The organism is Novosphingobium sp. BL-S-20 (genome assembly GCF_055521635.1).
The window spans coordinates 1,478,335-1,501,331 of record NZ_CM145494.1 but is presented as its reverse complement, the minus strand read 5'-3'; the positions used below and the strand labels follow the sequence as shown (position 1 = coordinate 1,501,331).

Here is a 22,997-nt window from a genome sequence, read left to right as displayed (position 1 = left end):
TAACGGATAAGATATCAGATGCTGCACGTTCGATTGCAGCACGCTCATCGCCGGGTCGACAGGATCACGAGTTTGAGGAGCCTATTCAGATGGTATCGCGTTCGAGCCTGAGACTGGCCATGCGCGCCCTGCTGGTGCGCGAGGATTTCGAGGATGTTTCCGCCCCCGGCCGCGCACTGACCGCGCTGGTCGAGGAACTGGACCGGCGCGAGATCGAGGTCATCATCTCCGATCATGTGGAAGATGCCATCGCGGTCGCCTCCACCGATCCCTCGATCCAGTGCCTGCTGCTCGACTGGGATATTGGTGACAGCGCCGATCACGCCGATGCCCACAAGGTGCTGGACGCCACGCGCGCCTTCAACAAGGACGTGCCGATCTTCCTGCTGGCCGACCGTTCCGCCGCCTCGGCGATCCCGGTGGACGCGATGACCAAGGCGGACGACTTCGTCTGGCTGCTGGAAGACACCACCGATTTCATCGGCGGCCGCATCCGCGCCGCTGTAGAGCGCTATCGCTCCACCGTGCTGCCGCCGATGTTCGGCGCGCTGGTGAAGTTCGCGCAGACTTACGAATATTCCTGGCACACCCCCGGCCATACCGGCGGCACCGCCTTCCTCACCTCCCCTGCCGGCCGCGCCTTCTTCGAGTTCTTCGGGGAAAGCCTGTTCCGTTCGGACCTGTCGATCTCGGTCGGCGATCTCGGCTCGCTGCTCGACCATTCCGGGCCGATCGGTGCGGGTGAGCGCTATGCGGCGGGCGTCTTCGGGGCGGACCGCACCTATTACGTCACCAACGGCTCCTCCACATCGAACCGCGTGATCCTGATGGCATCCGTCACCCGCGATCAGGTGGCGCTGTGCGACCGCAACTGCCACAAGTCAGTGGAGCACGCGATGACGCTTTCGGGCGCGATCCCGTGCTACCTGATGCCCAAGCGCAATGCGCTGGGCATCATCGGCCCGATCCCGCCCGAGCATCTGACCCCCGCGCACTTGCGCCTGCTGGTGGCGGACAATCCGCTGGCGCCCGAAGGGGCCAAGCCGGTCCACGCGGTGGTCACCAATTCGACTTATGACGGCCTGTGCTACAACGTCGCCCGGGTCGAGGAACTCCTGGGCGACACCGTCGACCGCCTGCATTTCGACGAGGCGTGGTACGGCTATGCCCGCTTCAACCCGATCTACCGCGAACGCTTCGGCATGCACGGCGATCCCGCCACGCGCGACAAATCGAAGCCCACGGTCTTCGCCACCCAATCGACGCACAAACTGCTCGCCGCGCTGTCGCAGGCCTCGATGATCCATGTGCGCGACGGGCGCAATCCGATCGATCATGCCCGCTTCAACGAGGCGTTCATGATGCATGCCTCCACTTCGCCCTGCTATCCGATCATCGCCTCCAACGATGTCTCGGCGGCGATGATGGAAAGCTCGGGCGAGCATCTGACCGATGTGTCGATCCGCGAGGCGGTGGCCTTCCGCCAGATGGTCGCCAGGCTCAATGCCGAGAGCGCGGACGACAACGCGTGGTTCTTCGACATCTGGCAACCCGCCGAAGTGAACGACGCGCGCGGCCGCGGCGTGCCATTCCACGAATGCGATCCCGAGCATCTGGCCACCGATCCCACCTGCTGGCAACTGGTGCCGAGTGCCGACTGGCATGGCTTCGGCGATATCGAGCCGGGCTATTGCATGCTCGATCCGATCAAGGTCTCGGTGCTGACCCCCGGCATGGACCCGGACGGCAGCTTGCGCGCTGTGGGCATTCCCGCCAGCATCCTGACGTCCTACCTCAGCGCGCGCGGCATCGTGGTGGAGAAGACCACGGACTTCACCGTGCTGTTCCTGTTCTCGCTGGGCGTGACCAAGGGCAAGTGGGGCACGCTGGTCAATGCCCTGCTGGACTTCCGCAAGGACTACGACGCCAACGCGCCACTGGAACGCACGATCCCCTCGCTGGTGGCCGACTACCCGGACCGCTATTCCGGCATGGGCCTGCGCGAACTGGCGGACCTGATGTTCGCGGCGATGGGCGACCTCAAGACCACCGCCACCATGTCCGAAGCTTTCGGCATCCTGCCCAAGCCCGACATGAGCCCGGTTTCCGCTTACGAGGAACTGGTGCGCGGCAATATCGAGAAGGTGACGCTGGACGGGTTGGCCGGGCGCACCCTCGCCACCGGCATCGTGCCTTATCCGCCGGGCATCCCCCTGCTGATGCCGGGCGAGAATGCCGGGCCCGCCGAGGGCGCGCTGATCGGCTACCTGCGCGCGCTGGAGCGGTACGACCTGCGCTTCCCGGGGTTCGGCCACGATACCCACGGGGTGGAAGCGGAGGACGGGGTCTACAACGTTCTCGTCGTGAAGAAGTCCTGAGGGGAGACCGGTGATGGCAACCGCAGCGGCCGACGACAGCGGCAAGATCGGACTCGTTCCCGCCACCTTGATGGTGGCGGGCAACATGATGGGATCGGGCGTGTTCATGCTGCCCGCCAACCTTTCGGCCATCGGCTCCATCGCGCTGATCGGCTGGCTTCTGACCGTGGTGGGCGCGGTAGCGCTGGCGCTGGTCTTCGCCAAGCTTTCCGCCATCGATCCGGCGGCGGGCGGACCCTACGCCTATGCCCGCAAGGCTTATGGCGACTACATGGGCTACCAGACCAACCTGATCTACTGGCTGGCCAATGTGGTCGGCAACGTGGCGCTGGCCGTGGCGGGGCTGGGCTATCTCTCACACTTCTTCCCGGCGCTGAAGATCCCGATCGTGATGGCCTTCGGGTCCATCGCGATCATCTGGTTCTTCGCCTACGCCAACATCCTTGGCCCCAAGGTCGTCGGGCGGCTGCAGAGCTTCACCACGGTGTTCGCCCTCGTGCCGATCTTCGGCATGGCGCTGTTCGGCTGGTTCTGGTTCAAGCCGGAGATCTTCTCGTCTGCATGGAACGTCTCGGGCCAGTCCAGCCCGAACGCGGTGATGGCCACGCTGACCTTCACGCTCTGGGCCTTCATCGGGGTGGAGAGTGCCTCGGTTTCGGCCGGCGTCGTCGCCAATCCCTCGCGCAATGTGCCGATCGCCACGGTGGGCGGGGTTGTCCTGGCCTCGGTGGCCTATGTGCTCAGTTCCTCGGTCATCATGGGCATGATCCCGAACAAGGAACTGATCGCCTCCTCCGCGCCCTTTGCGGACGCAGCCCGGCTGGCACTGGGCGACTTTGCCGGCAGCACCGTGGCGCTCTGCGCAGCGGTGGGCTGCCTCGGCTCGCTGGCGGGCTGGACCCTGCTGGTCGGCCAGTCGGCCAAGGCGGCAGCGGACGACGGGCTGTTCCCCGGCATCTTCGCCAAAGTGAACAAGCGCGGCGTGCCCTCGCTCGGCCTGGTGATCGTGGCCGTCATCATGAGCGTGCAGGTGCTCGCCACGATGTCCCCCACCGCCAGCCAGCAATTCGGCAAGATCGCCTCGATCGCCGTCATCATGACGCTGCTGCCCTACATCTACTCCTGCATCGCGATAAAGGTGCTGGGCTACGGCAAGATGCCGCACGGCCAGTACACCTTCTTCGTGGCGGCGGGGCTTGCGGGGGCAATCTACTGCATGATCGCGCTGGTCGGTTCGGACGGTGAGCAGACGCGCTGGTCGCTGATCTTCGTGATCGCCACCATCGTGTTCTACTCGGCCTCCATCACCCGCAAGCGCGATCTTGAGGAGAAGCACATCCACCCCGGCGGCAAGGCCCCGGTCTGGGTGCGCTACCTTGCGCTCGGCGTGACCATCGTTGCCCTTGTCGTGATGTTCTGGCTATCGGTCGGACGGCACAGCGATCTCGACCTCCGCTCGCGCGAACAGGCGCCCGCGGAGGCCGGGGAGACCGCGCAGCAAATGGCGCCGTCCGGCGCGAACTAAGGGAACGGCAAGACGATGCACTGGCGGGAAATGCGCGAAGACGACGTGGCTCATGTGGCGGACGTGGCGGACATCGTCCACCTCGACTATCCCGAGAACGCGGAAGTCTTCGCCGCCTGCTTCCGGCATTACCCGTCCGGCTGCCACGTGCTGGAAGGAGATGACGGCAAGGTCGCCGGTTACCTCGTCTCCCACCCCGGCCGGCAGGACCGGCCGCCGGTGATAGACGCGCCGATGACCGGCCTTGCCGAGCCGTTCGACTGCTATTTCCTGCACGACCTTGCCCTGGGCGCCTCCACGCGCGGGCGGGGTTTCGCAGGCGAGGCGGTACGGATCGCGGTGGACGAGGCCAAGGCGCGCGGGCTTTCCCGCGTGGTGCTGATCGCCGTGGGGGACGCCCATGGCTTCTGGGAAAAGCAGGGCTTCGAACTGCTCGGCGACGGGCTGCTCGATCCGGCCAAGGGCTACGGCCCCGAAGCGAGGATGCTCGTGCGCCCTGTCTGATGAAGGGGGTTATGCATGATCCACTCTTCCGGCCGGAGCCTCGCTCTGGCCTGCGCGGCAGTCTCCGCTGCAGCCGCCCTGCCTGCCAAGGCCCAGAATAACGACGTCGCCGCATTGCGCGGCGAAGTGGCCGACCTCAAGGCTACCGTCGAAACACTGAAGGCCGAGATCGCGGCGATGCGACAGAGCGGCGCCCCCCCTGCGCAAGTGGCAGCAGCACCTCGAGAACCCCCCGCCGCACCGCCTGCCCATCCAGGCAGCAAGCAAGTCGCCAGCGCCGCCAGCAACCTTGGTGTCACCGCCTCGCCGCTGCCGGGCCGCGACACCATCGGGGACCGCATCACCGGCGCCAGCCGCCCCGACAACCAGAGCCCGCCGAATGATCCCGACCTCAAAGGCTTCATCCCGATCCCCGGCACCGAAACCGCCGTGCGCATCGGCGGCTTCGCCAAAGTCGACCTGATCTATGACCCCCGCTTCGTGGGCGACCGCGATCAGTTCGGCGTCCCCTCGATCCCCTTCGGCAACAAGGCCCGCAACCGCGCCGACGTCAGCGCCCGCGCCACCCGTTTCAGCCTCGAAGTGCGCCGCCCCTCCTCGCTCGGCAACTTGCGTTTCTACGTCGAAAACGACTTCTACGGAGACGGCACCAGCTATAGCTTCCATCTCAACCACGCCTACGGCCAGGTCGGCAACACTTATGGCGGCTACGGCTATTCCGCACTCGTCGATGCCGATGCCTTGCCCGACACGCTCGACAACTGGGGGCCGGGAGGCGCGATCTTCCTGCGCACGGCGTCCGTTCGCCAGTCGTTCAAGGTGGCCCCCGACACGCACCTCACCCTCTCGCTGGAGCAGCCCGACACCGACCTTCAACTCGCCGACAACCAGAAGGGGGCCGAGACCATGCCTGACCTGGTGCTGGTCGGGCGTTACGAGGGTTCGAAAGGCCACCTGCAACTGGGCGGCATCCTGCGCCGGATCGGCTATCGGAGCGCTGACGGCGGACCGAAAGACGATGCCATGGGCTTTGCGCTCTCCGCGTCAGGCTCGTTCTCGCTCGATGAGGCCAATGCCGTTTCGGCAGGTGCGCTCTGGGGCAAGGGCGCGGCACATACCATCAACGATATCAACGGCCTGGGACTCGATGCAGCAATCCGCTCCGATGGCAGCCTGCACTTGATCGAACACCTGGGCGGTTACGGCGCTTATACCCACAACTGGTCGACAGCCTTCCGGAGCAACATGGTCGCCGGCGTGCTCGGCCTGCGCGATGAAGGGCTCTTGCCCGGCGACGCCTTTTCGGAATCCCGTTACGGCGCGTTGAACCTGATCTGGTCTCCGGTTTCGTCGTTCTCGGTCGGAATCGAGGGTCTGTATGGTCGCCTGAAGCGCCAGGACGGCAGCACCCGCAGTGCCAGCCGGATACAGGCCAGCGTCAAATATGACTTCGTGCGCTAAAGATTTACGCGTCAATTCATACAATTGAAGCGCCCTAAGGCGCTTTGACCAGCCCGATAAATTTATGTGTAAATACGTACATATAAATATTTTCACCTCATTAATGGAACAAACAGAGCTGTTCAGAAGCTGGACAGTCACAATTCTCTTATTCCAAGACGGTGAAAATTCTGTAATTGCACGATCAATGCCTCCGATATTGATCGCAATCGGAGCATTCATTAACCAAAACGCCTGCCGGCACGCGCCTTGGTTGAAAACCTCGGGGAAATACGGCCGATCAGGCTCGGGCGAAGTACGTTCGCCTGCTGGAGAAACATAACGTGATTAGGGACGCGAACATGACTCAACTGATCGGCGAACTTGACGAAAAGCTGGAAGAACTTGAAGAAATGGGCGCCTTCGTTGCTGCAGCCCATCTTCAGGCTGCGATCGACTCCCTGCGTTTTCACCGCGAAATCGAGCGAACTCACTCCAAACCGGAGTAACCTGCACAAGACGTCGTAACGGCTCTGTGGTTATCCATAATCTCGTTCATGAATTTTGTTATCGCTTCGAACAGAACTGCCTCATTCGGCAGTGTTCATTGCGGGCATTCATGAAAATGGGGGTAACAACTGCAAACATCGTTGGATTTCGTCGCACGACGATGCTGCGATCTGCTTTGCGGTCAAGCGCTGGTGGCACGGATTTATGGAGAAGACCGATCAGTTGATGCGCAATCGGGCGAAAGCCATTCGTCTGATCGGTATCGCCAATGAACTTCTTGCAATGGCCCGCGAACTCGAAATCGGCGCAAGCTTCACCCCGGATTTCGGCGATATAGGCATTCCGCCGGAAGTCCGCGAAAGCGGCAGGACTGCTGCCAGCCAGGATCACCCGATCTGGGTGGAACTGGCCCGACAGACTTACGACGACCGCCGCAGGCGAACGAAGATCTTCCAATCGGAAGACCTTTTCGGCGAACCGGCCTGGGATATCCTGCTGGATCTGTTCATCGCTGCCAAGGAACGGCGGCGCGTTTCGGTAACGAGCGCCTGCATCGGCTCCGCCGTCCCTTCCACCACGGCCCTGCGCTGGATCACCATCCTTGAAAAACAGGGCCTGCTCGTCCGCGAAGCCGATCCCGGCGATGCCCGGCGCGTCTACGTCAAACTGAGCGCGCGGGGTTACGCCGCGATGCTCGAATACTTCGCCTCCGCATCGCGATCCGTGGTGCTGCTCGACGATCCCCGCCCCGGGGTCCTGGCAGCCCGATAAGCGAGCCTGAAACCGACCCGTTCCGCCCCACAGGGGGGTAATCAGGCGCAAGCGGCTGCGGCGGCGACCGAGTGGTCGGCCTTCCTTGATGGAAACCGGCCACCCGGCTTCGATTCCGGACAGGAAAAGACCCGGCCTCCGCAAGGAGACCGGGTCTTTTTGCCGTAACCGGCTGGGTTCTTAGCGCGAAAGGCGACCGAAAGCCGAAGCACCGGCGTAGCGCGCGGCCTTGCCCAGTTCTTCCTCGATGCGGATGAGCTGGTTGTACTTGGCAAGCCGGTCCGAACGCGCGAGCGAGCCGGTCTTGATCTGGCCGCAGTTGGTGGCGACGGCGAGGTCGGCGATCGTCGCGTCCTCGGTCTCGCCCGAACGGTGCGACATCACGGCGGTATAGCCGCTGCGCTGGGCGATCGAGACGGCTTCCAGCGTCTCGGTCAGGGTGCCGATCTGATTGACCTTCACCAGCAGCGAGTTGGCGAGGCTCTTCTCGATGCCCATGGTCAGGCGCTTCGGGTTGGTGACGAAGAGATCGTCGCCGACGAGCTGGACCTTGTGGCCGATCTTGTCGGTGAGCGCCTTCCAGCCCTCGAAATCGTCTTCACCCATGCCGTCTTCGATCGAGACGATCGGATAGGCATCGGTCAGATCGGCCAGATAGTCGGCGAAAGCGACCGGAGAGAGGCTCAGGCCCTCGCCGCTGATCTCGTACTTGCCGTTCTTGAAGAACTCGGTCGAAGCGCAGTCGAGCGCGAGCTGGATTTCCGAACCCGCCTTGAAACCGGCCTTTTCGATCGAGGCCATGATGAAGTCCAGCGCATCGCGAGTGCTGGCGAGGTTCGGTGCGAAACCGCCCTCGTCGCCGACTGCGGTCGCGAGGCCCTTCTCGTGCAGCCCCTTCTTCAGCGTGTGGAAGATTTCCGAACCCCAGCGCACCGCCTCCGCGATCGAATCGGCGCCGACCGGCATGATCATGAATTCCTGGAAATCGATCGGGTTGTCGGCATGTTCGCCACCGTTGATGATGTTCATCATCGGCACCGGCAGGACATGCGCCGAAACGCCGCCGACATAGGAATAGAGCGGCAGACCGCGCGCATTGGCGGCGGCCTTCGCCGCTGCCATGCTGACGCCGAGAATGGCGTTGGCGCCCAGACGGCTCTTGTTCTCGGTGCCGTCGAGTTCGATCATGGCGAGGTCGAGGTCGCGCTGATCTTCGGCATCGAGGCCGACGAGAGCTTCGGCGATGTCGCCATTTACGGAATCGACAGCCTTGAGCACACCCTTGCCGAGATAACGCGACTTGTCGCCGTCACGCAGTTCCACGGCTTCATGGGCGCCGGTCGAAGCGCCCGAGGGAACCGCTGCACGACCGAAGCTACCGTCTTCGAGAAGAACATCGACTTCGACAGTGGGATTGCCGCGGCTGTCGAGAATTTCGCGGCCGTGGATATCGATAATCGCGGTCATAAAAGGCTATTCCTCCTGCAAGGCGAACCATGAGGCGCCTCAGCGCACTCTCGCTGGCGTCTTAGCAGGGGAACTACGCCTGACAAGTTGCGTTGCCATTTCGACGACAAGTTGTGTTACTCTTGGCGCTAAGCGCCTAGATACCCGTCAATACGGCGCGGCGAATGTGGCGCAGCGGCAAACAAGGAAGGAATCTGCAATGTCCGAGACGACTAGCACCGGAAACGGCACCGAGAACGCGAAGAGCCACTTCAGCAAGGCCGTGGACGAAGCAAAGGCAGGCGTTCTGGCCATGGCCGACAGCTGCCATGAAAAGTTCAGCCAGACCAAGGGCGAATGGTCGGACGAGGCCAAGGTCCGTTCCGAAGACGCCAAAGCCAAGGCCAGCGCCTTTGCCGACGATGCCAAGGTCAAGGCGACCGATCTCGCCAACCAGGGCAAGGCCAAGGCCAGCCAGGCGATCGTCGGCCTTTCGAAGCTGATCGACGACAATGCCGGACTGATCGACGAAAAGGCCGGTGAAAAGTACGGCGATTATGCGCGCACGGCCTCGAAGTCGCTCGCCGATACCGCCACCAAGCTCGACGAGAAGTCGCTCGACGAACTGGGTGAGGAAGCGAAGGAATTCGTGCGCCGCAGCCCGGTAGCCGCCGTCGGTATCGCAGCGGCGGCAGGCTTCCTGATCGCGCGCCTGTTCAAGAAGAGCAGCTGATCGCCTAGCGTTCGCAATAGTATGCTCGACACCCAAGCCGCCCTCCCCCCTCCCGTCACGGAGGGGGAGGACCTTTCGCTTATGGAAGACGTGCGCCTGCTCGTAGGCGAGGCGCGCACATTCGCTCAGGCCGAACTGGCCTATCAGAAGACCCGCGCCGCCTTCGTCGGGGCGGAGACGCGCTCGATCGCGGTTCTGGGAATCGGCGCCGTGGTACTGGTGCTGTTCGCAGTCGTGGCGCTGGTCCTGGGCCTTGTCATCGCGCTCGGCACGCTGATCGGCCCATGGCTGGCAATGATCGTCGTTCCCGTTGCAGTGCTGGTCGTGGCAGCGATCATGGCTGTCTCAGCACGTACGCGCGTAAAGCGGATGATGGCGCTGCTTTCCAGCAAGGAAGATGTCGAATGAGCGCCCTCGCCCGCCAACTCGCCGAAGATCGCGCTACCCGCGATACCGCAAAGGCGGTGTTCGACGCGCGCTACGGCGCGCTCAAGGCCGATTTCGAAGTGCGCGGCCTGACGGGGCGCATTCTCGACGAAGCCATAGAACAGGCGGCTGACATGCTCGACGAAGCGGTCGCCGTCGTGGAGGAACATCCCGTCGCGATCGGCGGAACCTTTACCGCGCTGGCGCTTTGGCTTTTGCGTAACCCGATCATCGCCGGGATCGAACGCCTGTTCGGTTCCGGCCGACATCCGAAGGAGTCCGACGGTGAGCAAGATTGAACCAACCACCCCCAAGATCCCCGAAACCTCCGCCAGCGGTGCGAACACCGGGCAAGTGGTGGTTCTCAATGCGGCGAAGGCAGAGCCGCGCCCTTCGGAAAAGGTCGTCGCTTTCGTGAAAAGCCATCCCGTGCTGGTGGTTGCAGGCGGAGTGGCCGCAGGCGTGCTGGTCAGCGCCCTGTTGCCGCGCCGACTGACCCGCGGCGTGCTGTCGCGCGGCCTTTCCAAGGGTGCTCATCTCGCAGAGGCGGCAGGCGCAGCGACCGCCCTCTTCGGAAAGGAAGCGGCGGAGAAGGTCCACGATCTTAGTCTCGGCGCGCGCAAGCAGGCAGGCACCATTGCGGACCGCGCCGAGAAAAGCGGTGAGCTTGCCGCCGAGCGACTTGAAAAATACGGCATGGCAGCGCTGGCTGCTGCAAGTGCCCTGGGCCGCTCCTCTGCCAAGCGCGCCAGCGAGGCAGGCGAAGCGGCTGCCCGTCAGGCGCAGAAAATCGGAAAGAATGCCAGCGAAACCGCCAGTTCCGGCTCGCATCGCATCGCCGAATTGGTCAGCGGACTGGCGCAGCGTCTGCCGCACTGAACTTAACTTATCGCAATTGAGAAGCAATATCATATATAGGAGCGGATCGCCTGCGCGATCCGCTCTTGCCCTGCAACCTGTCAAAACGTATGGGACCCGCATCTTTCTTCCCACTCACGAAAGCGGTCCCATGCAGAAGCTTCACCTTGTGATGGGCGGCCGGGTCAAAGACCCCCGCAGCCTTGAATTCGCCGACCTCAACGAACTCGATCTCGTCGGCGTTTACCCCGATTACGCTGCAGCCGAAGATGCATGGCGTTCGTCCGCCCAGCGCACTGTCGACGATGCCGAGATGAAGTACGTGATCGTGCATCTGCACCGCCTGCTTCAGCCCGATCAGTCGGAAGCCTGAGCTTCTTTCGCCGGGAACGGCGAAAACGAAAAAGGCCGGCAGAAATGCCGGCCTTTTCTTTTATCCAAAGTCCGAAAGATCGGCTCAGATGAACTCGATCTTCTCGATCAGGTAGAACTTGTCGCCCGCCGGAACGGTGACTTCAACTTCCTCTTCGACCTTGCGGCCGATCAGCGCCTTGCCGAGCGGCGAGTTGTAGCTGATCCGGCCGATCCGGGCATCCGCCTCGTAAGGACCGACGATCTGGTACTTCACCGGCTTGTCGTCCTCGTCGAGCAGCGTCACCGTTGCGCCGAAGATGATCTTGTCGCTCGACAGCGTGGCTGGATCGACGATCTGGGCGCGCGTGATCTTGTCTTCGAGGTCCGCGATCGTCGCCTCGACCTGGCCCTGGCGCTCCTTGGCCGCGTGATACTCGGCGTTTTCCGAGAGATCGCCATGCGCACGGGCTTCCTCGATCGCATCGACGATCCGGGGGCGCTCTTCGCGCAGCGCCTTGATCTCGGCGGTCAGCTTCTCATACCCCTCGGCGAGCATGGGGAGCTTTTCGATACTGGCCATCAATTACTTCCTTCCTGCTGCCTCCCCGCACGCGAAACCAGTCGGAGGAGACTAGTTTCCTGTCCCGTCCCTCAGGGTATTCCCGGGGACGGGGCCGATCCGCAGCGATGTGGGGAGGCTAGATCGATTTCAGCTATAATAATCCTGCAACGAACGCACTTCAAGTTGGGTCCCGCGCAAGGCAGAAATTGCCTGTGCAGCAGCGACGCTGGCGGTTGCAGTGGTGAAGTAGGGAATCTTGCCGGTCAGCGCCGAAGCGCGGATCGACTGCGAGTCCTTGAGGCTCTGCCAGCCTTCGGTGGTGTTGAAGATCAGCGCGATCTCGCCATCGACAATCTTGTCGACGATATGCGGACGGCCTTCCACGACCTTGTTGACCAGTTCGACCGGAACGCCGGCTTCGGTCAGGTACTTGTGGGTGCCAGCCGTCGCGACGATCTTGAAGCCTTCCTTCACCAGCGTCTGCACGCCGGGTAGGATCACGGCCTTATCGCTGTCCTTCACCGAGACGAACACCGTACCGCTATCGGGCAGGCGCATGCTGGCGCCGAGCTGGGCCTTGAGGAAGGCGCGCGGGAAATCGGCATCGAGGCCCATGACTTCGCCGGTCGACTTCATTTCGGGGCTCAGCACCGGATCGACGCCGGGGAAGCGCGAGAACGGGAACACCGCTTCCTTCACCGCCATATACGGCAGGTCACGCTTGAACGGCGGGAAGTCGGACAGCTTTTCGCCCGCCATCACGCGGCTGGCGATCTTGGCGACCGGCTGGCCGAGCGCCTTGGCGACGAACGGCACGGTACGCGAAGCGCGCGGGTTGACCTCGATGAGGTAGACCTCACCGTCCTTCACCGCGAACTGGATGTTCATCAGGCCGCGCACCTTGAGACCGAAGGCCAAGGCTTCGGCCTGACGTTCCATCTCGGCGATGATCTCGGCCGGGAGGCTGTAGGGAGGCAGGGTGCAGGCGCTGTCTCCCGAGTGGATGCCCGCTTCCTCGATGTGCTGCATGACGCCGGCCACGACGACCTGCTCGCCATCGCAAAGCGCATCGACGTCGCACTCGACGGCATCGCGCAGATACTGGTCGATCAGCACGGGGCTGTCGCCGGAGACCTGCACGGCGGTGGTGATGTAGTCGTCAAGCTGCTGTTCGCTGTCGACGATTTCCATCGCGCGGCCGCCCAGCACGTAGCTCGGACGCATGAGAACCGGGTAGCCGATGCGGTTGGCGACGGCGACGGCTTCGTCACGGCTGCGGGCAATGCCGTTGGCCGGCTGCTTGAGGCCCAGCTTCTCGACCAGCGCAGAGAAGCGCTCACGGTCTTCGGCAAGGTCGATCGCGTCGGGCGAGGTTCCGAGGATCGGAATACCGGCATCTTCCAGCGTCTGCGCCAGCTTCAGCGGGGTCTGGCCGCCGAATTGCACGATAACGCCGACAAGCTCACCCTTCGACTGTTCGACGCGCAGAATTTCGAGCACGTCCTCGCCGGTCAGCGGCTCGAAGTAGAGACGGTCCGAAGTGTCGTAGTCGGTCGAGACTGTCTCGGGATTGCAGTTGACCATGATGGTCTCGTAGCCGGCTTCGGAGAGCGCGAAGCAGGCGTGGACGCAGCAATAGTCGAACTCGATGCCCTGGCCGATGCGGTTGGGACCGCCGCCGAGGATCACGACCTTCTTGCGGTCGGACGGATTGGCTTCGTTCTCCGGCTCACCGAAGATCGGGGCTTCATAGGTCGAGTACATGTAAGGCGTCACCGCCTCGAACTCAGCCGCGCAGGAGTCTATGCGCTTGAACACCGGATGGACGCCAAGCTTGGTGCGCAGCTTGCGCACTTCGTCCTCGCTGGTGGCACCGGCCATGGCGAGCAGCGCGTCGTGCAGCAGGCCCGAGCGCTTGGCCTGGGTCTCACCCATGCCGCCGGCAACGCCGACCGAACGCACGGCAAGCGTGGCAAGGCGCTTGTCCGAGAAGCCCATGGCCTTCAGGCGGCGCAGACCCTGCGCATCGACCGGCAAGCCATGCTTCATGATATTCGCCTCTTCGGCGATGATCTCTTCGATGTGGCGCAGGAACCACTTGTCGTAGTGCGCGATCGCGTGAATCTCGTCGACCGTGAAGCCTTCGCGGAAGGCCTGCGCGACGTGCAGCAGACGCTCCGGGGTAGCCTTCGAGAGGGCAGCGGTGATCACATCGCGGCCCGCGCCTTCCAGCTCAACCACGCGGTTGAAACCGTCGAGACCGGTTTCAAGGCCGCGCAGGGCCTTCTGCATCGATTCCTTGATGTTACGGCCGATCGCCATGACTTCGCCAACCGACTTCATCGCGGTGGTGAGGTCGTTCTTGGCGCCCTTGAACTTCTCGAAGGCGAAGCGGGGGATCTTGGTGACGACGTAGTCGATGGTCGGTTCGAACGCGGCCGGCGTGGCGCCGGTGATCTCGTTCATGATCTCGTCGAGCGTGTAGCCCACGGCCAGCTTCGCCGCGACGCGCGCGATCGGGAAGCCAGTGGCCTTCGAAGCCAGCGCCGACGAACGCGAGACGCGCGGGTTCATCTCGATGACGATCAGGCGGCCGTCCTTCGGATTGACCGCGAACTGCACGTTCGAACCGCCGGTTTCGACGCCGATCTCGCGCAGCACCTCGATCGAGGCGTTGCGCATGATCTGGTATTCCTTGTCGGTCAGCGTCAGCGCCGGGGCGACAGTGATGGAGTCGCCGGTGTGGACGCCCATCGGATCGACGTTCTCGATCGAGCAGATGATGATGCAGTTGTCGTGCTTGTCGCGCACGACCTCCATCTCATACTCCTTCCAGCCGAGCAGCGATTCCTCGATCAGCACTTCGGTGGTCGGCGAGGCATCGAGGCCCGAACGGACGATCGTCTCGAACTCGGCCTTGTTATAGGCAATGCCGCCGCCGGTGCCGCCCATCGTGAAGCTGGGACGGATGATCGACGGCAGGCCGGTGCGCTCCAGAACCGCGAACGCCTCTTCCATGGTGTGGGCCACGCCCGAACGGGCCGAGTTGAGGCCGATCTTGTCCATCGCGTCGCGGAAGCGCTGGCGATCCTCGGCCTTGTCGATGGCGTCGGCGTCGGCACCGATCATCTGCACGCCGAACTTCTCCAGCGTGCCGTCGTTGAACAGCGCCAGCGCGCAGTTCAGCGCGGTCTGGCCGCCCATCGTCGGGAGCACCGCGTCCGGGCGCTCCTTCTCGATGATCTTGGCGACCACTTCCGGGGTGATCGGCTCGACATAAGTGGCGTCGGCCATGTCCGGATCGGTCATGATCGTGGCCGGGTTCGAGTTCACCAGGATGACCCGGTAGCCCTCTTCCTTCAGCGCCTTGATCGCCTGGGTCCCCGAATAGTCGAATTCGCAGGCCTGGCCGATGATGATCGGGCCGGCGCCGATGACGAGGATCGAGGAGATGTCTGTGCGCTTGGGCATGGGCAATTCCGCCTTGAAGATCTGATCAATAGTGTGCGGTTTTCCGAGGAAAACCGCGTTTCGGTTCGTGGTTGCCGCCGGTCAGGCGAGCATGCCCACGAACTTCTCGAAGAGGTAGAAGCTGTCCTGCGGTCCGGGGCTGGCTTCGGGGTGGTACTGCACGCCGAATGCCTTCTTGCCCTTGATCGCGATGCCGCAGTTCGAACCGTCGAACAGCGAGACGTGCGTTTCCTCGACGTTTTCGGGCAGCGACTGGTTGTCGACCGCGAAGCCGTGGTTCATCGAGGTAATCTCGACGACGCCATCTTCAAGACGCTTCACCGGGTGGTTGGCGCCGCGGTGGCCCTGATGCATCTTCGAGGTCTTCGCACCGGCGGCAAGGCCGAGCATCTGATGACCGAGGCAGATGCCGAAGACCGGCACGTCGCGGTCGAGCAGCGACTTGATGACGGGCACGGCATAAGTGCCGGTCGCCGCCGGGTCGCCCGGTCCGTTCGAGAGGAACACGCCCTTCGGCTCCAGCGCGAGGATAGAGTCGAGCGAGGTTTCGGCGGGAACCACCGTCACCCGCGCGCCGGCCTTCACCAGGTTGCGGAAGATGTTGTCCTTGGCGCCGTAATCGATGGCGACGACGTGGGGCTGGGTATCGCCCTCAGCGGCGCCGAAGCCCTCGCCGAGTTCCCAGGTCGAGCCTTCCCAGCCCTCCTGGATTTCGCGGCTGACGATCTTGGCAAGGTCCATGCCTTCGAGGCCCGGCCATTCCTGCGCCTTCTTGATGAGGGCCGGAATGTCGAACTCGCCTTCGGGGTTATGGGCGATCACCGCGTTGGGCGCGCCCTGAAGGCGGATGCGGCGGGTCAGGGCGCGGGTATCGACCCCGGCGAGACCGACCTTGCCCTTGGCGGCAAGCCAGTCACCGAACTCACCGGCAGAGCGGAAGTTCGAAGGCAGAGTCACGTCCTCGCGGACGACGCAGCCGACGGCGCCATCGACCTTGGACTCGAGGTCCTCGTCGTTGACACCGACGTTGCCGATGTGGGGGAACGTGAAAGTGACGATCTGGCCCGCGTAGGACGGATCGGTCATCACTTCCTGATATCCGGTCATCGCGGTGTTGAAGCAGACTTCGCCGACTGCTTCGGCAACGGCTCCAAAGCCGCGGCCCCAGACCACGTGTCCATCGCTCAGGACGAGAACGCCTGTCGCCCCTTCAGGTTTGGGCGCAAGCGTATATGCGGCGTCGGCCATGGTGGGTCGCTCCGTTTTCGGCGTTTCTGACTATGTGTGCTAAGGCCCGCCCGCTAGACAGGGTTGTGCACCGCGTCAAGGCGCGACAGGTGCAATTTGGCGCGCGGCTTGCTACTTTTGCGCCATCACCCTTTTCCAACCCTATCAGAACAGCAGGAAAACAATGCTTCGTGATTCGATCAAGGCCGCCCAGATCACTGCGATGAAGGCGGGCGACAAGCCGCGTCTCGCCGCGGTTCGCCTCATCCTTGCCAAGATCAAGGACCGCGACATCGAACTGCGCACCGCCGATTCTCTTCCGGACGACGATGCCATGGTGATCGACGTGCTCCAAAAGATGGTGAAGCAGCGCCGCGAATCGATCCAGCTCTTCGAAGAAGGTGGCCGCCCCGAAAAGGCTGCCGACGAGAAGGCCGAACTGGATGTGATCGAAACATTCCTGCCCGCCCAGCTCTCCGAGGAAGAGACCAAGGCCCTGATCGAGGCGATCAAGACCGAAGTCGGCGCCGAGAGCATGAAGGACATGGGCAAGGTCGTCGCCGCGCTGAAGGCGCGTCACGGTACCGAACTCGACATGGGCAAGGCTTCGGGCTGGGTGAAGGCGGCGCTGGCCTGACCTGACAGATCGGGCGGCAGGACCGTGCTTACCCCTCAATGGCTCGACCAGCTTCGCACGCGGATAACCCTGTCCGCACTGATCGGTCGCTCGACCCGCCTCACCAAGGCGGGGCGCGAGTTCAAGGCCTGCTGCCCGTTCCACAACGAGAAGTCTCCAAGCTTTACCATCAACGACGAGAAGGGCTTCTATCACTGCTTCGGCTGCGGCGCACATGGAGATGCGATCCGCTGGATGACCGACCATCAGGGCCTGTCCTTCATGGATGCGGTCAAGGAACTGGCGGCCGAAGCGGGAATGGACGTGCCCGCCCCCGATCCGCGCGCGGCAAAGGCGGCGGAAAAGCGCGATACGCTGCATGACGTGATGGCCGCTGCGCAGGGCTGGTTCGTGCAGAACCTCTCCTCCCCCGGCGGCGAATCGGCGCGCGCCTATCTGGCGACGCGCGGGTTCGACGCCCACACGCTCCAGCGCTTCGGCTTCGGCTATGCGCCGGAGGGACGACAGGCGATGAAGGAAGCGCTCGGCAAGTATCCCGAACCCATGCTGATCGAGGCAGGCCTCCGGATCGAAGTCGAGAACCGCGATCCCTACGACCGCTTCCGTGGCCGCCTGATGTTGCCGATCGAGGATGCACGCGGGCGGGTGATCGCCTTCGGTGGGCGTATTCTCACCAAGGAGAAAACAGATGCGCCGAAGTATCTGAATTCTCCGGATACCCCCCTCTTCGACAAGGGCCGCACGCTCTACAACCTGCACCGCGCCGCCCCCGCCGCGCGCCAGTCGGGCCGGATGGTGGTGGTCGAGGGCTATATGGACGTGGTCGCGATGGCGGCGGCGGGGATCGGCGAATGCGTCGCCCCGCTCGGCACGGCGCTGACCGAGCAGCAGATCGAGATGCTGTGGCGCCACGTCGAAATGCCGATCCTCTGCTTCGACGGCGATGCGGCGGGCCAGCGTGCCGCCATGCGCGCCGTCACCCGCGCCCTGCCCCTGCTGCGCCCTGCCCATTCCCTGCGGATCGTCCGCCTGCCCGAAGGGCTCGATCCCGACGACCTGATCAAGGCCAAGGGCGCCCGCGCCATGGAAGAGGTCCTGAACGCCGCCAAGAGCCTAATCGAAGTGCTTTGGGAAGTCGAACGCGACGCCCAGCCACTCCACACGCCCGAGGACAAGGCAGGTCTCAAGGCCCGGCTGATGGCGCATGTCGATTCGATCCAGCACCCGGATATCGCCAGTCTCTACCGCCGCGAGTTGCAGGACCGCTATTCCGAATTCGCCTTCCCCAAGCGCGAGAGCCGCTGGCAACAGGGCGGAGGTGGACAATTCCGCTCCGGCCAGCAGCGCGGCGGCCGCGGGACTTTCCAGAACGGCCGCTGGCAGCCACAGGCCGAATCGACACCGGAATCGCTCGAACGCCTGCGCCGCGCCACCGGCGGCGGTGCGCGCGACGCCCTTTCCGCCGCCGTGCTTGCCGGACTGATCCGCTGGCCCGCCCTGATCCGGCGTCATGCCGAGGCGCTGGCCCGTACCCCGGACCTCGACCCCCGCTTCGGATTGCTGCTCGATATATCCCAGGCAAGCGAGCCGCTTGAAAGCGATCGTCTTGCCACCATATTGATCGACAATGGCCTGGAGATCCCCGGCACCGCAGAATACTCAGGATTGCGCTTCGGGTTCCTGAACACCGAAACAGGCGCAGACCAGGCGGCAGAGGATTTGGCCCAGGCAGTCGATCTCTTGGTTGAACGTCCAGTTCTGGATGCAGCCTTGGCGCGAGCGACGGCGAGGCTAGAAAGCGAGCTTTCGGAAGAAGCTTTTGCCGAGCAACAACGCCTCCTTAAGAGAAAGCTGGAATTTGATAATCGCCTCAGGCAAATGGCGACAAGACAGGCGGCTTCGTCCTGATGTTATAATCGGGTTGAATGCACGGGGATAACGGCGAAGAATGAGCAAGAACGACAACTCCGGCGAACAGAACGACGACGCGCCGCTGATCGATCTCAACGAAGCTTCTCTCAAGAAGCTGATCGCCCGCGCCAAACGTCGCGGTGTGATCACTTACGACGAACTGAACGAAGCCCTGCCCCAGGACATGACGTCCGACCAGATCGAGGACATTACCTCCGCCCTTAACGAGATGGGCGTCAACATCGTCGATAGCGACGAAGATGCCGACGGCCAGGAAGACGGCGATTCGGATCGCGATTCCGACACCGACGAAGCCGATGGTGACGGCGACGATGCCGGCCCGCGCATGGTCGTCGAGACCAAGAAGAAGGAAACGGTCGAGCGCACCGACGACCCCGTGCGCATGTACTTGCGCGAAATGGGCGCCGTCGAACTGCTCAGCCGCGAGGGCGAAATCGCCATCGCCAAGCGCATCGAAGCCGGCCGCGACATGATGATCCTGGGCCTGTGCGAAAGCCCGATCACCTTCCACGCGATCATCCAGTGGTCCGAAGCGCTCAACAACGGCGAGATGCAGCTGCGCGAGATTCTCGATCTCGACGCCATGCTCTCCAAGGAGCCCGCGCCCGAAAGCCTCAATGAGGACGGCGAGAGCGACGACGACGGCGAGATCAGCGAAAAGACTGCCGGTCCCTCGTTCAAGGACGAGGACGATTCCGACGAGGACAACTCGGAAGAAGTCGACGAGGACGGCAACCCGATCCCCAAGCGCCAGGCCGAGGAAGAGGAAGAGGACAACACCCTCAGCCTCGCCCAGATGGAAGCGGCTCTGAAGCCCGAAGCGCTTGAGAAGTTCATGCTCATCACCGAGCTGTTCCAGGCCTTCGAACGTCTCCAGTCGGAGCGTCTCGACGCGCTGGCGCTCGGCATCGACTTCCCCGCTGCCAAGGAAGACCAGTACCAGCAGCTTCGCGAAGACCTCACCGCGCAAGTCGAATCGGTGAAGTTCCACGCGACGAAGATCGAGTATCTCGTCGACAATCTCTACGCCTTCAACCGCCGCCTCACCACGCTGGGCGGCCAAATGCTGCGCCTGGCGGAGCGTCACAAGGTCAAGCGCGCCGACTTCCTGGAAACCTATGTCGGCCGTGAACTGGACGACACTTGGCTGTCGGACATGGCGAAGAAGGACAAGAAGTGGGCCGCCTTCGCGGAAGCCGAGGCCGATCCGGTCGAGCGCATCCGTTCCGAAGTTGCGGACATCGCCGCCGCCACCGGCATGGCGCTCCCCGAGTTCCGCCGCATCGTCAACATGGTCCAGAAGGGCGAGCGCGAGGCGCGCATCGCCAAGAAGGAAATGGTCGAAGCGAACCTGCGTCTGGTGATCTCGATCGCCAAGAAGTACACCAACCGCGGGTTGCAGTTCCTCGATCTCATCCAGGAAGGCAACATCGGCCTGATGAAGGCGGTCGACAAGTTCGAGTACCGCCGCGGCTACAAGTTCTCGACCTATGCAACCTGGTGGATCAGGCAGGCGATCACCCGCTCGATCGCGGATCAGGCCCGCACGATCCGCATCCCGGTCCACATGATCGAGACGATCAACAAGCTGGTCCGCACTAGCCGCCAGTTCCTCCACGAGCAGGGCCGCGAGCCGACCCCCGAGGAAATGGCCGAGCGCCTGTCGATGCCGCTCGAAAAGGTGCGCAAGGTGATGAAGATCGCCAAGGAGCCGATCTCGCTCGAAACGCCGATCGGCGACGAGGAAGATTCGCACCTCGGAGACTTCATCGAGGACAAGAACGCGATCATCCCGGTGGACGCGGCGATCCAGGCGAACCTCAAGGAAACGGTCACCCGCGTCCTTGCCTCGCTCACCCCGCGTGAGGAACGCGTGCTGCGCATGCGCTTCGGCATCGGCATGAACACCGATCATACCCTTGAAGAGGTCGGCCAGCAGTTCTCGGTGACCCGCGAACGTATCCGCCAGATCGAGGCGAAGGCCCTGCGCAAGCTCAAGCACCCGAGCCGCAGCCGCAAGATGCGCTCGTTCCTCGATCAGTGAGGAACTACGACATCCAAGAAAAAGCCCCGCCTCGGCGGGGCTTTTTTTGGTCTATCGTCCGCAGGGACGCTGATCGACTATCGTATAGCCCTTCGCGCGGGCCATGCAGGCATTGCTGAACGTCTCGCGCTTGCCGCGCTTCACCCCGCAAACCGGCGCATATTCGCGCGTGCACATGGCGGGTTTCTCCGGGCGCGGCCGGTGCGGACGATCCGGTCCCGGCATCGTCTCCATGCATCCCGTCAGTACCAGAACACCTGCGATAGCGAACGACGACAGCAAGATACGCTTCATGGCCGATCTCCCGTTTGCCGATCTAACCCGGCCCGCGAAGACTGCGCCAGAGTTGCGATTATCGCAAGCCCATGACGCATTTCCCGTCCTGAATGAAACCTAGCCCTTCGTGCCGAGGCTTCGGGCTTGCTCATAAGTCGCGATGCTCGCGGCAGGCGCATCCCATCGCACCCATAACGCCACACCGAAAGCCACAACCAGCAGCAGTCCCGCCATGCCGCGCACCACGCCGACCGGCATCGGCGCCCGCAGCGGCACGAGAACCGGCACGGCCATCAGCAGCGAAAGCAGGCACACCATCAGCAGCGCCGGTCCCACGGCCTGAAGCAGCGAATAACCGAGCAGCAGCGCATAACCCGTCACCAGCGCCGCGACGATCACGAGCACCACACGCCACTCGCGTCGAGGCGCAAGCCCGCGCAGCAACGCCGCCGTACCGCCGAGCAGCAACGGCACGGTCAGCACATAAGCGGCAGATGGCGCGAAAGCCTGAAACGCGGCAGCAGCCAGCCACACCGGCAGGAGCAGCCCCACTTCGCCGGACACCGATACCGGCCGCCGCCCCAGCAGGAACACCGTCATCGCCAGCGAAGCACAGAGAGCGACGCCCTGAAGCCGGGGTATCGCCGCTAGCCGGTCGTAATAGTTCACTGGCCCATCCGCCCCGGACACCATGTTTAGCGCCCAGAGCAGCGCTCCGGTCAGGACGACAAGCGCCAGCATTCTCCCCGCGCCGCGCAGTATTTCCGCAGGTTCCGGTCGCCTCAGAACGAGCAGCCCATAACCGAGAAGCGCAACCGCCAGCATCGCCCAGCCCCACGACGGCGCATAGTGAACCGCGAAAAGGCCGAAGACATCGAAGAACACCAGATCCGGGGCGCGACGCGGCAGGTCGCTCGCCTTCGTCAAGGCCTGCGCCAGCCCGAGTGTCTGCTCGCCCATCTGTTGCAGCGAACCGCGATCGAGGTTCGCTGCCGTCGCCAAAGGCGAGTGATAGAGACCGGGCCTGCCGATGAAAGCGAAGTTCCATGCCGGATAGCCGTGCGGCAGGGCCACCGTCAGGTCGGTATCGTTGGGCAGGACGCTGTAAATGAAGGTCGCCAGCGAAGTCCCCGCCGGATGCGGCGCGGTCTGCGCCCAGAGGCGGGCCACCTCGCCGTTGCGGGCTGAAGTCTGGAACAAGTTGGCCTTGCCCCCGCCCCCGCGCGTCTCGAGATTGACGATCGCCCCGATCCGCCGCGCCTCTTGCGCCTGCGCGAAGAACATCCGGGCGCCGAGCAAGCCCGATTCCTCGCCGTCCGTCAGGATCACCAGCACGTCGCGCTTGCGCTGCCTGTCGAGCGAGAGCGCGCGCAGGGTCTCCAGAATGGAAGCCACCCCCGCTCCGTCGTCGGCGGCAGCGGGCGAACCCGGCACACTGTCGTAATGCGCCATCAGCGCCAGGGCGGGCAGGTTCGGATCGCTCCCTCGCAGCAGGCCCAACACATTAGTCAGGGGAACGCGCGACGCAGCCTTGCCTCCCCGACGGTCCAACTCGGCGCGGGCATCGGCAGGAAACTGCCCTTCCTGCGTGCGCACGGTCAGACCGAGTTCGCCTAGGCGCTGCATCAGGTATCCGCGCAAGGCCGCATGCTCTGCCGAACCGCTGGGATGCGGCGCACGGGCGATGCGCTCGATATCCTTCATGGCCCGCCCGGCGGAGAACGCTTCAGGCGGCGCATCGACCGGAGCCGGACGCGGCGGAGTCGTCCCCAAAATCGCCAGAACCAGCGCCAGCAGCAGCGCAACGATGAGATACCTTGAAGATTTCACCGCCAACCCCTTGATAGAATGCCGAAACATCCGCCTTGAAGCACGGACTGTCAATTACCAGCAGCCTTTTGCC

The 22,997-nt window shown here is 63.5% G+C and carries 20 protein-coding genes; 14 read left to right on the top strand and 6 right to left on the bottom strand.

What is annotated here, in order from left to right; all coding sequences use genetic code 11:
• Positions 1–89: 89 nt before the first annotated feature.
• The 6 genes from ACZ1II_RS14940 to ACZ1II_RS14915 all read left to right on the top strand — a co-directional run bounded on the left by ACZ1II_RS14940 (position 90) and on the right by ACZ1II_RS14915 (position 7,128).
• The gene (locus ACZ1II_RS14940) at positions 90–2,378 is read left to right on the top strand and encodes an Orn/Lys/Arg family decarboxylase (RefSeq protein WP_465147145.1); all 2,289 of its coding nucleotides are present in this window, start codon (positions 90–92) and stop codon (positions 2,376–2,378) included.
• Between the two features lie 13 nt (positions 2,379–2,391).
• Entirely contained in the window at positions 2,392–3,903 is a 1,512-nt protein-coding gene (gene adiC, locus ACZ1II_RS14935; RefSeq protein ID WP_465147144.1) for an arginine/agmatine antiporter, read from the top strand.
• Positions 3,904–3,918: 15 nt separating this feature from the next.
• Positions 3,919–4,407 (top strand): GNAT family N-acetyltransferase, encoded by a 489-nt coding sequence (locus ACZ1II_RS14930; RefSeq protein WP_465147143.1) that lies wholly within the window; start codon positions 3,919–3,921, stop codon positions 4,405–4,407.
• A gap of 15 nt (positions 4,408–4,422) precedes the next feature.
• Positions 4,423–5,868 carry a DcaP family trimeric outer membrane transporter gene (locus ACZ1II_RS14925; protein ID WP_465147142.1) on the top strand — a complete coding sequence of 482 codons (1,446 nt, stop codon included), beginning with the start codon at positions 4,423–4,425 and terminating at the stop codon, positions 5,866–5,868.
• Positions 5,869–6,209: 341 nt separating this feature from the next.
• Entirely contained in the window at positions 6,210–6,356 is a 147-nt protein-coding gene (locus ACZ1II_RS14920; RefSeq protein WP_465147141.1) for a hypothetical protein, read from the top strand.
• A gap of 205 nt (positions 6,357–6,561) precedes the next feature.
• The gene (locus tag ACZ1II_RS14915; RefSeq protein ID WP_465147305.1) at positions 6,562–7,128 is read left to right on the top strand and encodes a MarR family transcriptional regulator; all 567 of its coding nucleotides are present in this window, start codon (positions 6,562–6,564) and stop codon (positions 7,126–7,128) included.
• Positions 7,129–7,308: 180 nt separating this feature from the next.
• On the opposite strand, the gene eno is transcribed toward ACZ1II_RS14915, so the two are convergent.
• A complete protein-coding gene (gene eno / locus ACZ1II_RS14910) occupies positions 7,309–8,595 on the bottom strand; it encodes a phosphopyruvate hydratase (RefSeq protein ID WP_465147140.1) in 1,287 nt (428 codons plus the stop codon).
• A gap of 199 nt (positions 8,596–8,794) precedes the next feature.
• On the opposite strand from eno, the gene ACZ1II_RS14905 reads away from it, so the two are divergent.
• From ACZ1II_RS14905 to ACZ1II_RS14885, 5 genes are all read left to right on the top strand, one after another.
• Positions 8,795–9,307, top strand: a complete 513-nt coding sequence (locus ACZ1II_RS14905) for a hypothetical protein (protein ID WP_465147139.1) — start codon at positions 8,795–8,797, stop codon at positions 9,305–9,307.
• A 21-nt stretch (positions 9,308–9,328) separates the two neighbouring features.
• A complete protein-coding gene (locus tag ACZ1II_RS14900) occupies positions 9,329–9,715 on the top strand; it encodes a phage holin family protein (RefSeq protein WP_465147138.1) in 387 nt (128 codons plus the stop codon).
• Positions 9,712–10,032: a hypothetical protein gene (locus ACZ1II_RS14895; RefSeq protein ID WP_465147137.1), complete on the top strand. Its 321-nt coding sequence runs from the start codon at positions 9,712–9,714 to the stop codon at positions 10,030–10,032. Before ACZ1II_RS14900 ends, ACZ1II_RS14895 begins: the two co-directional genes overlap by 4 nt.
• Positions 10,019–10,612 carry a hypothetical protein gene (locus ACZ1II_RS14890; RefSeq protein ID WP_465147136.1) on the top strand — a complete coding sequence of 198 codons (594 nt, stop codon included), beginning with the start codon at positions 10,019–10,021 and terminating at the stop codon, positions 10,610–10,612. The genes ACZ1II_RS14895 and ACZ1II_RS14890 overlap by 14 nt, the downstream gene beginning before the upstream one ends.
• 130 nt (positions 10,613–10,742) lie before the next feature.
• The gene (locus tag ACZ1II_RS14885; RefSeq protein WP_465147135.1) at positions 10,743–10,964 is read left to right on the top strand and encodes a DUF4170 domain-containing protein; all 222 of its coding nucleotides are present in this window, start codon (positions 10,743–10,745) and stop codon (positions 10,962–10,964) included.
• An 84-nt stretch (positions 10,965–11,048) separates the two neighbouring features.
• Here the strand turns inward: ACZ1II_RS14885 and greA are convergent, their stop codons facing one another.
• The 3 genes from greA to carA all read right to left on the bottom strand — a co-directional run bounded on the left by greA (position 11,049) and on the right by carA (position 16,226).
• Positions 11,049–11,525 (bottom strand): transcription elongation factor GreA, encoded by a 477-nt coding sequence (gene greA, locus ACZ1II_RS14880; RefSeq protein ID WP_465147134.1) that lies wholly within the window; start codon positions 11,523–11,525, stop codon positions 11,049–11,051.
• 129 nt (positions 11,526–11,654) lie between these two features.
• The gene (carB, locus tag ACZ1II_RS14875) at positions 11,655–14,978 is read right to left on the bottom strand and encodes a carbamoyl-phosphate synthase large subunit (RefSeq protein ID WP_465147133.1); all 3,324 of its coding nucleotides are present in this window, start codon (positions 14,976–14,978) and stop codon (positions 11,655–11,657) included.
• 81 nt (positions 14,979–15,059) lie between these two features.
• Complete coding sequence (carA, locus tag ACZ1II_RS14870) at positions 15,060–16,226, bottom strand: glutamine-hydrolyzing carbamoyl-phosphate synthase small subunit (RefSeq protein ID WP_465147132.1); 1,167 nt, start codon at positions 16,224–16,226, stop codon at positions 15,060–15,062.
• A 163-nt stretch (positions 16,227–16,389) separates the two neighbouring features.
• Here carA and ACZ1II_RS14865 point away from each other — a divergent pair, with 163 nt between their 5' ends.
• From ACZ1II_RS14865 to rpoD, 3 genes are read left to right on the top strand one after another with little or no spacing between them, the layout of a single operon-like run.
• Positions 16,390–16,842 carry a GatB/YqeY domain-containing protein gene (locus tag ACZ1II_RS14865; RefSeq protein ID WP_465147131.1) on the top strand — a complete coding sequence of 151 codons (453 nt, stop codon included), beginning with the start codon at positions 16,390–16,392 and terminating at the stop codon, positions 16,840–16,842.
• A gap of 24 nt (positions 16,843–16,866) precedes the next feature.
• Positions 16,867–18,750 carry a DNA primase gene (gene dnaG, locus ACZ1II_RS14860; protein ID WP_465147130.1) on the top strand — a complete coding sequence of 628 codons (1,884 nt, stop codon included), beginning with the start codon at positions 16,867–16,869 and terminating at the stop codon, positions 18,748–18,750.
• Between the two features lie 40 nt (positions 18,751–18,790).
• Entirely contained in the window at positions 18,791–20,818 is a 2,028-nt protein-coding gene (rpoD, locus tag ACZ1II_RS14855; protein WP_465147129.1) for an RNA polymerase sigma factor RpoD, read from the top strand.
• A 51-nt stretch (positions 20,819–20,869) separates the two neighbouring features.
• On the opposite strand, the gene ACZ1II_RS14850 is transcribed toward rpoD, so the two are convergent.
• Both ACZ1II_RS14850 and ACZ1II_RS14845 read right to left on the bottom strand, forming a co-directional pair.
• Entirely contained in the window at positions 20,870–21,112 is a 243-nt protein-coding gene (locus ACZ1II_RS14850) for a hypothetical protein (protein ID WP_465147128.1), read from the bottom strand.
• 99 nt (positions 21,113–21,211) lie between these two features.
• Entirely contained in the window at positions 21,212–22,924 is a 1,713-nt protein-coding gene (locus ACZ1II_RS14845; RefSeq protein ID WP_465147127.1) for a M20/M25/M40 family metallo-hydrolase, read from the bottom strand.
• Between the last annotated feature and the right edge of the window lie 73 nt (positions 22,925–22,997).